The sequence below is a fragment of the Chryseobacterium elymi genome (genome assembly GCF_003385495.1).
GTDB lineage: Bacteria > Bacteroidota > Bacteroidia > Flavobacteriales > Weeksellaceae > Chryseobacterium > Chryseobacterium elymi.
This window is the reverse complement of the sequence record NZ_QNUH01000011.1, coordinates 159414-174711: the sequence shown is the minus strand read 5'-3', so window position 1 is coordinate 174711 and position 15298 is coordinate 159414. Positions and strand designations below refer to the sequence as shown.

The window sequence follows — 15298 nt, the reverse complement described above, 5'->3', positions numbered from 1 at the left end:
ATTATAAGTATTATTTAACGCATAACTAATATTAAAATGATAAATTTAGGTCTATTAAAAGCTTGGACTGAAGCACTCATTTCAATATGGATACAGCATTCCAGAGGTTTTAATTCATTCTCAGTGAAAGAATTTTTATCGAAATAAAATGACACATAAACCATTACACAATTTCCATATTCCGGTAATGGGTCTGGCTTATACCATAGACAGTCCTATCCGTGTTGCCCAATATGGAATCTCTTCCGTAATTTCCATTATCGATGATGAGATCCTGGAAAAAATGAAAAACTTTTATAATAAGAAATTCAGCCTCGATTATTTAGGAATTTCAACAAAAACAGAAGATTACAGGGCGAAAAGAATTACAGCTTACCTCGATATGGTAGATGATATCGTGAATGAAAAATTTGAAGCATTCAAACAGGAGATCACTAAAAACAAGGAAGCATTAAAGAACTTTATGGCCATTCTGCCCAATTCTTCACATTTGAAAAGCGGACTTCAGAATCTAGTGAACCAGAAAGACAGTTTAGGCTCAAACATCAAAAACTTTATTGAAACCAATCTGAAACCGGGAAGTATCGATGTCAATATCATGACAAAAGTTGACAAAGACAATTATATAAAAGATGAGCAGCTTCCTGTGATATTTAATGATGCCCATGCTTCACTGCGTGGTTTTGCCCAAAGTAAATTATCTTCTTCAATGGTACTTTCTGCAGGAATGAATCCGCGTTTATACAGCTATATTGAAGAATTTGATGACTTTTTTCCCGATCAGAACGGTATTTTAAAAAAGAAGATCATTCTTAAGGTAAGCGATTTCCGTTCAGCCATGATCCAGGGGAATTTTCTAGCTAAAAAAGGGCTGTGGATCTCAGAATACCGAATAGAATCCGGGCTGAACTGCGGAGGACATGCATTTGCTACAGAAGGCATGCTGCTGGGTCCTATCATGGAAGAATTTAAACAGAAAAAGAACGACCTTATCCAGTCTGCTCATGCCTTAATGATCACCGCCTTGGAGCAAAAAGGAAAACATACCGTTGCTAAGCCTCTCGAAATGAAAATTACAGTTCAGGGTGGAGTAGGAACCTCGGAAGAACATGAGTTTCTGCTTGAAAACTATAATGTAGACAGTGTCGGATGGGGATCACCATTCTTATTAGTTCCTGAAGCTACTTCTGTAGATACGGAAACCAGAAATCTCCTTCTAAAATCAGGAGAAAAAGATTTCTATCTGAGTAATATTTCACCTTTAGGTGTCCCTTTCAATACAGTTAGGGGAACATCCAATGAGTTGTTAAAAAAACAGAAGGAAGCCGCCGGAAAGTATGGAAGCTCTTGTCCGAAAAAACTTTTGGCCTTAAGCAAAGAATTTTCACCACAGGGAACCTGTACTGCCTCTAAAAAGTACCAGGACATTAAACTGAAAGAAATCCAGTCCGATTCTGAACTTACTGCTGAAGAATTTAGCAAAAGGAAAACTGAGATTACAGATAAAGCCTGTCTGTGTGTGGGATTGGTAAATGCAGCTTATATGGAACAGGATCTTAAAATAAAGGGAGAAAAACAGGGCGTTGTCATATGTCCGGGACCTAATCTGGCTTTTTTTGACAAGGAAGTTTCCCTTTCCGAAATGGTAAAACACATCTACGGGAACGCCAATATCCTTTCTGATAACCAGCGCCCCAATATGTTTATCAATGAACTGAAAATGTATGTTGATTATCTTAAGAAAGAAATCAGCAGTTCTTCAGCACAGATCACAAATTCCCAAACCAAAAAGTGGAATACATTCAAAAAGAATGTTCTGGAAGGCATTGAATATTATCATCATATGTTTCATACATCCACTTTCTTTAAAAGCGGATTGAAAACCATAGAACTGCAACTGCAGGAACATAAATTGATACTTACAGCTATAGAGATTCCTCAGGCTGAAAAGTAACAGTATTTTTTTAAATTGATAGATAAGCAGCTTTCATCGTGAAGGCTGTTTTTTTATGCTGATTCTGAAAAAATAAGGTTATTTTCTTTCTCTTAAATGTAAGAGTCAAAAAAAATATCCGTTCGGTTTGCTGAACGGATATTTTTATGTTTTTAATGATGAATTTTGATTTTGAACTTATGGTGAAAAAATTAATCAGAATATTCTTTCAAAAGCTGTCTGTAGCTCATCAGGATGGATGATTTTGAAATAAACCCTATAAAATCATTACTCTCACTGGTTACCGGAAGGTTCCATACGCCGGTATCATCAAAGATCTGAAGAATTTCCAACGGTTTATTGTCCCGGTAAATAACTGCAGGCGGAGCTTTCATAATTTGTGCAACTGTCGTGGAGCTGTCTATTTCTTTATTAAAAAGATAGGGACGGATGTCATCCAAAGTAAGAATACCCTTCAGTTTTCCTGCTTCATCTGTTGCCGCAAAAATATTTTTGTTTCCATTCTTTACCTTCTCAAATAATGTCGTAACAGAAGCATTTTCATTGATAGTTTCTGAATATTTATCTATAAAATCTTCGGTTCTTAAAGCAAAAAGCAGGTTTTTATCATGCTTGTTGGTAAATATTTTCCCCTGATCAGCCAGAGATTCCAGTTCCGGGGAGATCGGGGAGAACCATTTTGCAATAAGATAAGAAATGATGGCTGCTATCATCAGCGGAATAAAAAGATCATATCCAAAACTGGATTCCGCGATCAGAAATATAGCGGTAAGAGGAGCGTAGAGCACACCGCTCATTGCTCCGGCCATTCCTACCAGAACAAGATTCGTTACCGGAACATCCGTAAACCCGATATGCTGGCAGACTAATGCAAACAAATAACCTACCGTACCTCCGGCAAAAAGGGATGGAGCAAAGTTACCGCCGTTACCACCGCTAAATATCGTAAAAGACGTAGCAAAAGCTTTTAACAGACATACCAGAACCAAAAATATAATAATCGTCCAGTCGCCGATCTCAAAATACCGGAAAAAGCTGTTTCTGATGATAGAATGAGTACTTCCATTGGTAAAAGCTTTCACCGTCTCATATCCTTCTCCGAACAATGGCGGGAACAGAACACACAACAATGACAACACCAGACCTCCGAACATAGCCTTACGCATCCTTGAAAGCTTAAGCCTCTTGATGAAATGCTCTACTTTTTGAGAAATCACTACAAAATAACGGGCATACAGTCCGGTCACAATTCCCAGGATAAGATAGTAAGGAACATTTTTATAGTTAAAAGGTTCTCTGGTATAAAACCTGAAAAGCACATCTTCCTGAAGCAGAATCCTTGATAATAGGCTTCCGCAGACAGCAGCCACTACCAGGGGAATGAAATCTGTAAAAACCACACCAGTTAAAAGGATCTCAAAAGCAAACATGATTCCCGCAATCGGAGCATTAAAAGCAGAGGCAATACCCGCCGTGGCACCTGCAGCCAACAGGAGAGTCCTTTCTTTATAGCTGAGCCGGTAGGTCTGTGCATAATTGGAACCAATGGCAGCCCCCGTAACTGCAATAGGACTTTCCAACCCCGCAGAACCTCCCAGACCAACTGTCACTGCGCTCTGAATAATCTGTGAATACATTTTTACAGAAGCCACAATACTTGAGTTCTGGGCGATTTCATACAAAATTGCACCAATTCCTTTTCTGTCCTGGCCTTTAAACAGAGTAAGAACAATAGCTGTGGTAAGTACGATTCCCAAAAAAGGGAAAACAATATAGAATAAGATCTGATATTCAAAATGTACCTTATGCGTAATAAAATTATGGATGGTATGCACAAGCGTTTTCAGGACCACTCCGGCAAGACCGGCAGTACAGCCCACGAGTATTCCGGAAAGCACCAGAAACTGGTTTCTGCTGAGCCTGTTATTAAGCCAATGAAGAATCAGTTCATAGCTCTTGGCTTTTTCCAGTCCGTATTCCTGGAAGTCTCTTTTAAATTTTAGAAAGCTTAAATACTTTTTTTTATTGTGAATTTTCACTTGGAAACCAATTTTAAAACCGTAATGGTTTCGTAAATTTATGAAATATCTTTATAAATGTCTGGTCATAGATTACTGAAAAAGCGTTAAGGCTCAAGCTATAATAATAAAATTCAATAAGTTATACCATTATAAATATTTCTAATAAATTTTAATTCCATCTTACAAGTGAAGATTCATCCGGAAATTTCAGGTATTCTTTAATCATATTAATTTAAAAGCACTGTAAAATTTTAAGAAGTCGATTCCAGATTATCTTTTTTCAGATTATTGATGAAATAGGAGGGACTTACTCCGGTTTCTTTCTTGAAAATTACTGCAAAAACTTCTCTCGACGAAAATCCGCAGGCTTCAGCCAGATAGCTGATCTTATATTCCCGGTAAATGTGATTTTCATATAGCTTATTGGTAATATAGTTGATCCTGAGGCCGTTGATGTAGTTACTGTAGCTGTTTCCTTTATACTGTTTGATGATTTCTGAAAGGTATCTGGTATTGGTATTCAGGTCATTGGCCAGGGAAGTAAGGCTCAGATCTTTTTTAATGAATTTTTGTGATTTTTCAAATTTTTCCAGTTTGGTCAGGATCATTTTTAGAGTTTCGTCAGTGATATTAATGCTTTTCTCAGAAGCTATTTCCAGCTGTAAATTTTGTGCCGGAAGATCATGGGCCTTTTTAAGGTTATTAATGACTTTTTCATAACTTTCATGAAGTTTTCTCTGATTTCTTTTCCAGAAAAATAGGCCACCTGCCACAAGAAGTATAATAAAAATAAAGACAGTCATCAGCATCTTCTGAATATCCTCGGTATGAACTTTTCCCTGCTGATCCATCATCTTTCTTACGGGAGTATTAATGGCTTTCTTCTCTTCGTTAACGAGGCTGTCATTCAGTTTCGTGTAGAGATTCATATACTTTTTTGAAACTTCCTTTTCTCCAAGCTCTACATAAGATTTAAAGTTAACTTCATAAATATCTCTACGGAGATAAGGTATGCTCATTACTTTTTCCAACTGTTCGGCCTTTTCTGCGTATTGTACTGCCAGACCATACTTTTTTTGGTCATAATACAGCCATGCATATTCGTTAAGTACACTTATTTCAAGATTATTCGGTACACCGTAATTTTTATTTTGACATATTTTCAATGCCATTTCAAAATAATTCTCAGCATCGTTGATCCGGCTGGAAGCAACACTTGTCATCCCTAAATTCATATAGGACAGGGCAAGAAGATGATATTTTTTTGACCTATAATTTTTGCTGTCCCCAATATGAACTGCACTTTCCAAACATTTTTTCTGGTAATGTATTATAGAATCCAACGGTGCGTTTACATGGGCTAAATACGAACTAATTCCTGTATAAATAAGAGCTTCCAGATAATTTTTCCTATCTTCAGGTAATACTTTTTCAGATATTTTTAATGCCTTTCTAAATTCTCTGATACTTTCATTATTAAATCCCAGTTCTGTATAAGATGAAGCTCTTAACCTGTAAATGTTGGCCAGTTTTACATTATCTTTTACATCCAGAGCAAGTTTTTCAGCTTCTGTGCTGAGATCAATCACTTTTTTATGATTTCCTGCGTCATAATATCTGGCCATGAGGATAGAAGTGCTTTCCAGAAGCCCTTTTTTATAGCCTGTCTTTTTAGAGGCACGGTAGATCTCATTCGAAAGTTCTATTGATTTTGCAGGATTGCTCTTAGACAGCTCTTCAGCCCGGATAATTTCAGAATCAATTTCTGAATTTGTAGGAGATACGGAACTCAACTGAGCATGTAAAAGTCCGGAAATCAAGCAGAATAGAAGTAAAACGGTGTTTTTCATTGTGTGTTTTTTGAAACAGCAAATTAAGTACAATATTAATGATAATTTTATAATAATAGTGTTAGTTTTTCAGAATTTACATAGTTAATTAAATTTTTCAATCAACTGATTTTAAATAATTTAAATTTAAATAACCGCTTCAAATCCTGATTGTTTATCTTCATAAAAACAGCTGTAAATACCCTGCATTTTTTCGGAAATCATTTCGTATTAAGCTTTTTCATACCCAGCCAAAGTTCTATTATTGTAATTCATTATTTAAAACACACATATGAAAAGCAATAATTTTGTAAGGTTTCTAATTTCCTTCAATGATAAATTTATCGTATTACTTTTCTTCATATCTCTATTCCAATCACTGAAGATTATCCTGTAATTTATATAAACACAAACAATTTAAAAGATATGGATCTAAAAAACCTGCACATTGGATCAATGATAAAAGAAAAGGTTACTAAAAGCGACATAGAAATACACCGAATATGCAAATTCCTGAACTGCAGTGAGGAAGATATCATAAAAATGTATGAATCTCCCGGAATTGGCACAGAACTTCTGTTACGTTGGTCCAAGCTTCTTCAGTATGATTTCTTCAGACTGTATTCTCAACACCTGATTTTGTATTCTCCACAGTCTTCTATGGATTATATTCAAAAGAAAAAAACAGATAATCTACTCCCGGATTTTCGTAAGAGCCTTTACACCAAAGAGATTGTAGAATTTGTTCTGCAGAAGATCAGAAAAGGGGAAATGACGAAATCCAGTGTAATTTCTGAATATAAAATTCCCAAAAGCACACTCTATAAATGGCTGCATAAATATGATATGATCAATAAATAAAAGCATAATGAAAAATAATATTCCGAATTACAAAAGAATCTATACGGACCTTATCAATGAAAAATATCCTGATAGAAAGGAAGCATGTAAAAACATACTCTCTAAAAAGACTTTGTCCATACTGGATGTTATCGCTTGCAGCAGCATTCTTACGGATAAGGAAGATAAAAACACCTTTATTTTTAACCAGAAACATCGCTTTTATGATAAGCAAACGATTCTTGAAATACTAAATTACCAGAAAAAGTATGGATACAATAATGCACAACTGGCCCGGCATTTTAAATTAAGCAGAAATACGGTTGCTAATTGGAAAAAGAAACTTATTTAACAGAATACAGTATATAAAGTATATTTTAAAATGTAACCACTTGTTTGTCAAATATTTATAATATAAAATCAATGTGTTTTTTTCAGTAAATATTACACCATATATTTTATATTTTGAAAGAATTTGCCAATTTTTGTATTAAGCATTAGCTAAGAAAACCTAAATTTGCATTTTGAAATCAAATTTGTTAATAAACATTTTTATATCAGAAGTTTCACTAAATCCTGACATCTTAAAAACACAATTCAAATGAAAAAAAAATTGCTATCTCTAGCTTTTATTGCATCATCTCTCGTGAATGCACAGATAGGAATTAGTACCAGTAATCCACTGGGAATTTTGCATGTTGACGGTGCAAAAGACAATACAGCATCAGCCACTCCCGCACAAATCAGTAATGACTTTATTGTCACTAATACCGGTTTTGTAGGAGCGGGCGTTTCAAATCCAGTAGTAAAGCTTGATATGCGTTCAGCAGGACTTCAGAATGCTGTTGGATTGGGCTCAACAACTATGACAGCGAGCGCAGCGGGAGCAGGAGCCGTGAGATATGAACCGACTCAGGCAAAATTTCAAGTATCTGACGGGAATATCTGGGAAGCAGCAATTATCCTGCCTACTAAAGCTGTAGTGGTTGCCAGACTGACAAGTGCGTTCTCGGTTCCTTACAATACTGATGTAAATATTACAGGATGGGATGAGATAAGAGATCTTTCCAACAGTTTTGATCCTCTTACAGGAATTTTTACGGCTCCGAGAACCGGAGTTTATACATTTTTGATGACGTATAATTTTATTTCCGGACCAATAGTCAATTCTTCTGAAGTCACCAGCCAGTTTTACAGCCCAACGACTGCAGCTATCCTTGCACGTTCTTACAAGACTTTTGCCCGCAGCAATGAAGATGTCCAGGTAGGAGGTTCTGCCACCATTACAATAAGCCTGACTGCCAACCAGACTGTACGGCCACAGCTTAATCAAAACATTACAGGATCCGGACCAAGAGCTTTAAGAGCAAATGCAGACTGGACCCATCCGGATGCTGGTTTTAACAATATGACCATTATTGAAAATTAAAAAATACACAAAATGAAAATTAAAAATTTATATCCATTACTGGTCTTTTTTCTGTCATTCTCTATACAGGCACAGACAGGTTTATTCACCAAAGATCCAATGCAGGCTTTTCATGTAGACGGTGCAAAAGATAACAGCAGTGTACCGCCTTCTGCCCCTCAGATATTAAATGATGTTGTAGTAACCTCAGATGGTAAACTAGGAGTGGGATTGCTAAATCCCAAAACAAAAGTAGATGTCCGCTCTGCCGACCAGAAAGGGATTATCGGATTGGGGACAAGTTCACAGACTGCAGCAGAAGCAGGTGGTGGTGCCATCCGTTACAGTACCGGAAATATTATTCAGTATTCTGACGGTGTATCCTGGCACAACCTTCCGATGACCTTACCACCTAAAGCAGTGGTACTGGCCAATAAAAGCAGTGCGCTTACCCTAACAAATAATACCACAACTCTGGTAAATGGATGGACCGTAGTTACAGATTCCCAATCCAATTTCAATGGTACCACTTTTTATGCACCAAGAAAAGGATTTTACATCGTTTCATTCAATATTACCTTAGCTGAGGGGAATATCGCCCAGAACTCACGGATAGAAACCATTATTGAAAGTAATACAGCCACTAATAATATCCAGACGTACAGAAGTGTAAATTCATATCCGGCATGGGACGTTAATACGGTGAATAATATTGTCGGGGGTAACTGTACAGCAATTTTCAATTTGTCTCCGGGTGATTCCATCCAATTTAAAGTATTCCACAATTTCGGAAGCAACAAAAGTATAAATACAGCCAATACCGGCACCAATAATAGTATCAGCGTTTACGAATTATAAAACTAACAAAGATGAAATTAAATAAAAAATATATATTATTCATGGGTCTGGGGCTCTCAAATTTATTTTTAGCTCAGATAGGTATTGGTATTAATAATCCAAATCCTGCCAATTCCATTGAAATTAATACAACTGAAAAATTCATTATTGATAAAACCGGAAAAATAGGGGTTGGGGTAGCTGCTCCAAAAATGGCGATTGACCTAAGAAACGGGGCCAACGGTTCTATGGCTATAGGAATGACCAATCAAACCGCAGCCGAGGCGGGAGCAGGAGCTATGCGTTACAATCCGAGTCCAGCCATCGGCGTTCAGGGTTATATAGAATATTCTGACGGAACGGTATGGGTTCCTATTCTTCCATACGGAAAGCCAAGAATTGTGGTGATGGCTGAAAAAACCAATAATAATTCCACGGTATTTGAAACCGGTTTGTGGCCCATAGGAAATTACACAGATGGAATCCCCGGAAGATCTTCTGCTTATCTTACTTCATGGACAGAAAAACTGGATTCGGATTCCGGACAGCCAAGAACTAATTTTGATCCCGCCACAGGGGAATTTATTGCTCCGAGATCGGGCGTATATTATGCAACTTTTACTTTTGCCCTTGCACCCAATCAGGTTAATACCAGTTCTGGACAGAACCAGACGGAAGCAATCTGGGAGGTAAGAAACTCTTCCAATGCGGTTATACAGAGGATAAAAACCAATAACGGCTATCCTCAGGACACAGGAAACGCTCCGAATGCTGTGATCGTAGGATCTGCATGTACCGCGAGCCTGTATCTGAATGCAGGTGATAAACTAAGACCTTTTGTATGGATCAATGTATCGTGGGACCCGGACAAACGTCCTCTTCTTAACACAGGAGGCTATAATGTTTTAACAATTGTTGAGCAGTAATTTCATTTTCTGTCTAAAACAATAATTATATCAGGAAAGCAAAAAATCACCTCTCATTCGGGGTGATTTTATATATCCTTTAGTCTTCTCTGCACGATGTTTGCATTTATTTATCACCAACACTTAAATACAATCATATGAAAACAGATGTTTTAACAGAAAAGCACAGGTTAGGAATAGGCGGGGTGGCGATAGGAACTGCCTTCGAAAATATAAGTGATGAAGAGTCTTATAAAATACTTCAGACCGCCTGGGATCTGGAAATCCGTTATTATGATACATCTCCCTGGTATGGCCTTACAAAAAGTGAAAGAAGATTCGGCCACTTTCTGAAAGACAAAGACAGGAGCGATTTTATATTTTCAACAAAAGTTGGAAGACTGTTTCATGAAGTTCCTGAATCAGAAGTCCCGCCTACGATGTGGAAGAAGCCACTTAATTACGATTTTAAACACGATTATACAGCAGACGGAGTCAAAAAGTCTATTGAAAGCAGCCTGCAGAGAACAGGACTGGATTATATAGATATCGTTTACATTCATGATCTTTCTGAAGACCAAGTAGGGGACCGCTATCCTTATTTTTTGGAGCAAGCAAAGAAAGGAGCGTTTAAAGTTCTTTCTGAGCTTCGGGACCAGGGAGTGATCAAGGCATGGGGAATGGGTGTCAACAAAATTGAACCTATTTTAGACTGTATTAATTCTGCTGATCCTGACATTTGTCTTTCTGCCACACAATATTCGATGCTGGAACATGAAGATGCTGTTGACAGACTGTTGCCTGCTGTTAAAAAAGCCGGTGTAAAACTGGTTTCCGGTGCCGGATACAATTCCGGATATATTGCGGGAAAAGAAAGGTACAATTATAAGGATGTAATTCCAAAAGGAATGGCCGAAAAACGTACTGCAATAGCTGCTATTGCTCAAAAATACAATACAGATATTATACATGCTGCGCTTCATTTCGTTTTGGCTTCAGATGAATTTGCTTCTATTATTCCCGGAGCCAGCAGACCGGAACAGGTTAAAGATAATTTGGAAGGCCTTAATGCCAACATTCCGGCTGATTTTTGGAACGAACTGAAATCTGAAGGCCTGATCTATGAAAAGGCGCAGGTTCCTGGATTTTGAAAATAATAAAATCTGATATAAAAAAAACCTCTCTTTACGGGAGGTTTTTGGATATTTCTACACCACTTTTGCCTTACGGACGATCTTAGCCAGAAGGGAAGGGAAGAACCTTTTAAGATAAGTTCCCATTACTTCCTGGCCGCCAATAGATGCCTGGTTTTTCTTTTTTTCAATAGCCGCTAGCATTTTTCCTGCAAACACATCTGCGGGCATTCCTTTGCTCGTGGCATCGTCCATTGTTCCCTGCAGAGAGCCGTTACCCGTCAGGGCATTAATAGAAATATTGGTCTGTACAAAGCCGGGACAGATGATGGTCACTGTAATTTTTTTCGTATATAATTCAGCACGCAGCGAATCAAAAAAGCCGTGAAGTGCATGTTTTGCCGCCGCATAACTGCTTCGCATCGGAGCTCCAAAAACGCCCATCAGACTGGAAACTACAGCAATATGTCCGCCACCATCCCTGATCATATAGGGAAGCACAGATTTTGTAAGAGCCACGGTTCCTATAAAATCAATATCCATTAAACGTTTATCAACTTCTATGTCAGTTTCCATGGCCAGAGAACGCTGAGACAGTCCTGCATTATTGATCAGAATATCAATCTTTCCGAATTTTTCTACAGCTTCTTCCACAACATCCGGCATTTTTTTATAGTCTTCCAGGTCCAAAGGCAGTACAAAAAAACGGTTTGCTTCAAGTCCGGCCTTTTGAGCCACGGCATTCAATTGATCTTTATTTCTGGATGAAAGGATAATTTTCGCACTGCTTTTTACTGCCAGTTCTTTCACCAGAGCTTCCCCGATTCCAGACGAAGCCCCTGTTACCCAAACTACTTTATGATCAAAATAATTACTCACTTTTGTTTTTTATTTAATATTTTACCCCTGATCTTAAAATTTACTATTCAGTTTCAAAGAAGGATTCATTTGCTGAAATTTTAAAGTCCTGCTATATATTTTCCGGCTTTCATTCCTGAAAAAATACAGCCTCCAAGAAATGTTCCTTCCAGCGCACGGTAGCCATGCATTCCCCCGCCGCCAAAGCCCGCCGCTTCTCCTGCCGCGTAAAGTCCTTCAATAACCGTATCATCATCTCTTAAAACCTGTCCGTTAAGATTCGTTTTAATGCCACCCAAAGTTTTCCGGGTAAGAATATTGAGACGTACAGCGATCAGAGGGCCATTCTTAGGGTCTAATATTTTATGAGGGGCTGCAACCCGGCCAAGTTTATCCCCTAAATAATTTCTTGTATTCCTGATATAATTGACCTGGGTATCTTTTGAATATTTATTATCCAGCTCCCTGTCTCTGGCTTCTATCTGGGCTTTAATTTTCTCGTAATCTAAAAGGTGAGTGCCAGACAGCAGATTCATCTTTTTCACCAAGGTTTTCAGATCATCAGAAACAATAAAGTCTTTTCCATGTTCTTTAAAAGCCTCCACAGGTCCCGGAGCTTTTTTTCCAAAAATTCTTCTCAGAAAAAGAACATAATCCTTATTGGTAATATCCGGGTTCTGTTCTGACCCGGAGAGAGCAAATTCTTTTTTAATGATTTTTTGGGTCAGGATAAACCAGGAGTAAGAAAATCCTGTTTCCTGTATATGCTTCAGAGTCCCCAGGGTGTCAAACCCCGGCAGGAAAGGAGCGGGAAAGCGGTTTCCTTTAGCATCAAACCATAAGGAGGATGGGCCAGGCAGTATTCTGATGCCATGTTTCGGCCATATGGGGCTCCAGTTTTCTATTCCTTCTGTATAATGCCACATCCTGTCAGGATTGATAATGTGTGCACCGGAATTTTCTGCAATACCAATCATTTTTCCATCCACATACGCAGGTACGCCGCAAACCATATTTTCGGGGGCTTTTCCCAGTCTTTCCGGCCAGTTCTTCCGCACAAGTTCATGGTTGGCTCCTATGCCTCCTGATGCAATGATGACATGGGATGCGTGGTACTCAAACTGTGAAATTATGTTTCTGTTGGTAGCTGCACCTCTTTCTTTATCATCATTTTCGAGGATATCACCTCTTAGACCTTTCGTTTTGCCATTTTCCATGATCAGTTCTGTTACCCTATATCTGAATTTCATCTGTAAAAGCCCTTTTTCCTGTGCTTGATACGCTTTATCTACAAAAGGCTTCACAACTCCTGTCCCGGCTCCCCAGCTGACATGGAATCGCGGTACGGAATTTCCGTGGCCGGTTGCTGATCCGTCTCCGCGTTCGGCCCAACCTACCATAAACATAAACCTGATCCCCAGTTTAGAAACATAAGCATATTTTTCATAGGCTGCGAATTTCAAATAGGCTTCTGCCCATTTTCTGGGCCAGTAATCTTCCGGACGATCAAATCCTGCTGTTCCTTTCCAGTCCTGCAGAGCCAGTTCATAAGAATCTTTAATTCCCATTTTCCGCTGCTGTGGCGAATTGATCAGAAACAGACCACCGAACGACCAGAATGCCTGTCCGCCAATATTCTGTTCCGTTTCCTGATCCAAAAGAAGTACTTTTTTTCCGGCATCGGTAATTTCCATAGCAGCAGTTAATCCTGCTAATCCTGTTCCCACAATAATAACATCAGGCTGGAATTTTTCTTCCATTGTATTGAATTGCTTTTGTTTGTACTTGCATAATATCTATAATAAATATATAAAATATTTCAGATGCACACCTTAATGATTTTATTATCAGATCTTCATCAAGATCAAAAAGGTCAGAAAATTATTTCTGACCTTTTTCATTTGTTATTCAAAATAGTAATTCTCATCACAGTGGTCTTTTGCCGGAAATGATATTATAAAGTATTACAATAATGGCAATTACCAATAGAACATGCACTAAGTAACTGGTACTCATTCCAGGTACAATACCTAACATTCCCAGAAGCCAGACAACAATACAAATGACGGCTACTAACCATAATAAATTTCTCATGATTTAAATTTTTTAATGTTATTCTCTTTAATTAATACATATTCCATGCCTTTATGAATAAAATTCTCAATAGTATAGAAAATGTGGTACCTGTAATGCATATCTTAAGAAAATAAAAACAGATAATCACAGTATTTCAAAAAGTATTGAAGGGTCTATGAATAAAGTGTTTGCAACCCTATGAATTAAATGCACAAATTAAAGTTAAGTATCTTTAAAATATGTTATTTTAAAGACATGAAAACAAGTGCCGGCATTTTACTGTTTAAAAGAGAAAAAAACAGTCATTATTATTTTCTTGTTCATCCTGGCGGTCCGTTCTGGAAAAATAAAGAGGCAGGGGCATGGTCTATTCCAAAAGGCGAGATCATACCTGGTGAAGATCCTTTGGAACGGGCCTTAATTGAGTTTAAAGAGGAAACAGGCCAAGCCATACAAGGAAAGTTTACCGCTTTATCACCTGTTAAACAGAAAGGCGGTAAAACCGTTTATGCATGGGCTTTGGAGAGTGATCTTGAAACATCAGGACTTTACAGCAATACCTTACAGGTGGAATGGCCACCAAGATCTTCTAAGATGATCGAAATTCCTGAGATAGACCAATGGGAATGGTTTGAATCAGAAGAAGCTCAGAGAAAGATCAATCCTGCGCAGACAGCTTTTATAACCGAACTGGAAAAGATGCTGAATGAAGTGAAATAGCTTTTTATTTTTTGATCCCAATAGACTCCAGAGCATTGACCGTAAGATAAATATCATTAAAAACCGTGAGTGATTCAATATCTTGGAAGGCAGATGACATCATGTCTATTTTATTAAAAGAGAGCTCAACTGTTTCATCATAAGAAGCCACAATCCTTACCACAGAATATCCATTGTAAGCAATTGTAAAGCCTTCGAACAGACAATTCCGTTCTGCAGCCTGATACCCAGCATATTCCTCAAATCCCATAGTGTCTGTCCTTTTTACAGCATTATGGTCAAGTGACTTCCAGGAGGTATAGTTCTTGGGTTCTTTCAATACATTTCCTTTTAGATCTACAGGGACAAACATTCCAAGTGTCAGAGGACGTCTTAGAAAATTTGCATAGTTTTTCATCAGGCGTAATGTCTGAAGATCGGCATATCCTTCGTTAGAGTAGTACTCAATAACAAAATCTGTCATCGGAATCAGCTTGTGGGAAGCTTCAGTCGGCATAGTTGATGTTTTCTTTTATAAAAATAAAAATAGTACTTTTATTTGCTTTACCAAACATTAATCTGCTTAAGGTACAGTAAAAACGATCCCGGGCCTTTATAAACGCCCGGAAAGCAAACAGGTGATCAAGCAGTGTTGCACAAGGTTTTATACTTTGGAACATTACGGACATATTCCGCTTACTATAACTTATATTCCTGTACTATAAAGTCTGGCGGAAG

General features: G+C 37.9%; 14 protein-coding genes. 8 read left to right on the top strand and 6 right to left on the bottom strand.

The annotated features are described in order from the left end of the window. Positions 1–148: 148 nt before the first annotated feature. A complete protein-coding gene (locus DRF60_RS14155) occupies positions 149–1954 on the top strand; it encodes a hypothetical protein (protein WP_116012668.1) in 1806 nt (601 codons plus the stop codon). Between the two features lie 191 nt (positions 1955–2145). On the opposite strand, the gene DRF60_RS14150 is transcribed toward DRF60_RS14155, so the two are convergent. Next, on the bottom strand, positions 2146–3993 hold the full coding sequence (locus tag DRF60_RS14150; protein ID WP_116012667.1) for a chloride channel protein: 1848 nt from the start codon (positions 3991–3993) through the stop codon (positions 2146–2148). A 233-nt stretch (positions 3994–4226) separates the two neighbouring features. Next, positions 4227–5825, bottom strand: a complete 1599-nt coding sequence (locus DRF60_RS14145) for a tetratricopeptide repeat protein (protein ID WP_116012666.1) — start codon at positions 5823–5825, stop codon at positions 4227–4229. Between the two features lie 405 nt (positions 5826–6230). Between DRF60_RS14145 and DRF60_RS14140 the strand changes: the two genes are divergently transcribed. From DRF60_RS14140 to DRF60_RS14115, 6 genes are all read left to right on the top strand, one after another. Beyond that, positions 6231–6665, top strand: coding sequence for a transposase (locus tag DRF60_RS14140; protein ID WP_116012665.1), 435 nt, complete (start codon positions 6231–6233; stop codon positions 6663–6665). A gap of 7 nt (positions 6666–6672) precedes the next feature. Beyond that, positions 6673–6996 (top strand): helix-turn-helix domain-containing protein, encoded by a 324-nt coding sequence (locus DRF60_RS14135; RefSeq protein WP_116012664.1) that lies wholly within the window; start codon positions 6673–6675, stop codon positions 6994–6996. Between the two features lie 249 nt (positions 6997–7245). Continuing rightward, complete coding sequence (locus DRF60_RS14130; protein ID WP_238640215.1) at positions 7246–8073, top strand: complement C1q domain-containing protein; 828 nt, start codon at positions 7246–7248, stop codon at positions 8071–8073. A 12-nt stretch (positions 8074–8085) separates the two neighbouring features. Next, a complete protein-coding gene (locus DRF60_RS14125; RefSeq protein WP_116012662.1) occupies positions 8086–8910 on the top strand; it encodes a hypothetical protein in 825 nt (274 codons plus the stop codon). A gap of 11 nt (positions 8911–8921) precedes the next feature. Further along, entirely contained in the window at positions 8922–9815 is an 894-nt protein-coding gene (locus DRF60_RS14120) for a hypothetical protein (protein WP_116012661.1), read from the top strand. Positions 9816–9952: 137 nt separating this feature from the next. Continuing rightward, on the top strand, positions 9953–10945 hold the full coding sequence (locus DRF60_RS14115; RefSeq protein WP_116012660.1) for an aldo/keto reductase: 993 nt from the start codon (positions 9953–9955) through the stop codon (positions 10943–10945). 57 nt (positions 10946–11002) lie between these two features. Here the strand turns inward: DRF60_RS14115 and DRF60_RS14110 are convergent, their stop codons facing one another. From DRF60_RS14110 to DRF60_RS14100, 3 genes are all read right to left on the bottom strand, one after another. Next, a complete protein-coding gene (locus DRF60_RS14110) occupies positions 11003–11806 on the bottom strand; it encodes an SDR family oxidoreductase (protein WP_116012659.1) in 804 nt (267 codons plus the stop codon). Between the two features lie 80 nt (positions 11807–11886). Next, positions 11887–13545, bottom strand: coding sequence for an FAD-binding dehydrogenase (locus DRF60_RS14105; RefSeq protein WP_116012658.1), 1659 nt, complete (start codon positions 13543–13545; stop codon positions 11887–11889). A 166-nt stretch (positions 13546–13711) separates the two neighbouring features. Beyond that, positions 13712–13879: a lmo0937 family membrane protein gene (locus DRF60_RS14100; RefSeq protein ID WP_116012657.1), complete on the bottom strand. Its 168-nt coding sequence runs from the start codon at positions 13877–13879 to the stop codon at positions 13712–13714. Positions 13880–14116: 237 nt separating this feature from the next. On the opposite strand from DRF60_RS14100, the gene DRF60_RS14095 reads away from it, so the two are divergent. Continuing rightward, entirely contained in the window at positions 14117–14581 is a 465-nt protein-coding gene (locus DRF60_RS14095; protein ID WP_116012674.1) for an NUDIX hydrolase, read from the top strand. Between the two features lie 4 nt (positions 14582–14585). Here the strand turns inward: DRF60_RS14095 and DRF60_RS14090 are convergent, their stop codons facing one another. Beyond that, positions 14586–15077, bottom strand: a complete 492-nt coding sequence (locus tag DRF60_RS14090; protein ID WP_116012656.1) for a hypothetical protein — start codon at positions 15075–15077, stop codon at positions 14586–14588. Between the last annotated feature and the right edge of the window lie 221 nt (positions 15078–15298).

Bases quoted from the DNA above. Each gene is read 5' to 3' on its own strand.
- DRF60_RS14140 (WP_116012665.1), top strand. From the start codon at position 6,231: ATGGATCTAAAAAACCTGCACATTGGATCAATGATAAAAGAAAAGGTT.
- DRF60_RS14145 (WP_116012666.1), bottom strand. From the start codon at position 5,825: ATGAAAAACACCGTTTTACTTCTATTCTGCTTGATTTCCGGACTTTTA.
- DRF60_RS14120 (WP_116012661.1), top strand. From the start codon at position 8,922: ATGAAATTAAATAAAAAATATATATTATTCATGGGTCTGGGGCTCTCA.
- DRF60_RS14155 (WP_116012668.1), top strand. From the start codon at position 149: ATGACACATAAACCATTACACAATTTCCATATTCCGGTAATGGGTCTG.
- DRF60_RS14090 (WP_116012656.1), bottom strand. From the start codon at position 15,077: ATGCCGACTGAAGCTTCCCACAAGCTGATTCCGATGACAGATTTTGTT.
- DRF60_RS14130 (WP_238640215.1), top strand. From the start codon at position 7,246: ATGAAAAAAAAATTGCTATCTCTAGCTTTTATTGCATCATCTCTCGTG.
- DRF60_RS14125 (WP_116012662.1), top strand. From the start codon at position 8,086: ATGAAAATTAAAAATTTATATCCATTACTGGTCTTTTTTCTGTCATTC.
- DRF60_RS14095 (WP_116012674.1), top strand. From the start codon at position 14,117: ATGAAAACAAGTGCCGGCATTTTACTGTTTAAAAGAGAAAAAAACAGT.
- DRF60_RS14105 (WP_116012658.1), bottom strand. From the start codon at position 13,545: ATGGAAGAAAAATTCCAGCCTGATGTTATTATTGTGGGAACAGGATTA.
- DRF60_RS14115 (WP_116012660.1), top strand. From the start codon at position 9,953: ATGAAAACAGATGTTTTAACAGAAAAGCACAGGTTAGGAATAGGCGGG.
- DRF60_RS14135 (WP_116012664.1), top strand. From the start codon at position 6,673: ATGAAAAATAATATTCCGAATTACAAAAGAATCTATACGGACCTTATC.
- DRF60_RS14100 (WP_116012657.1), bottom strand. From the start codon at position 13,879: ATGAGAAATTTATTATGGTTAGTAGCCGTCATTTGTATTGTTGTCTGG.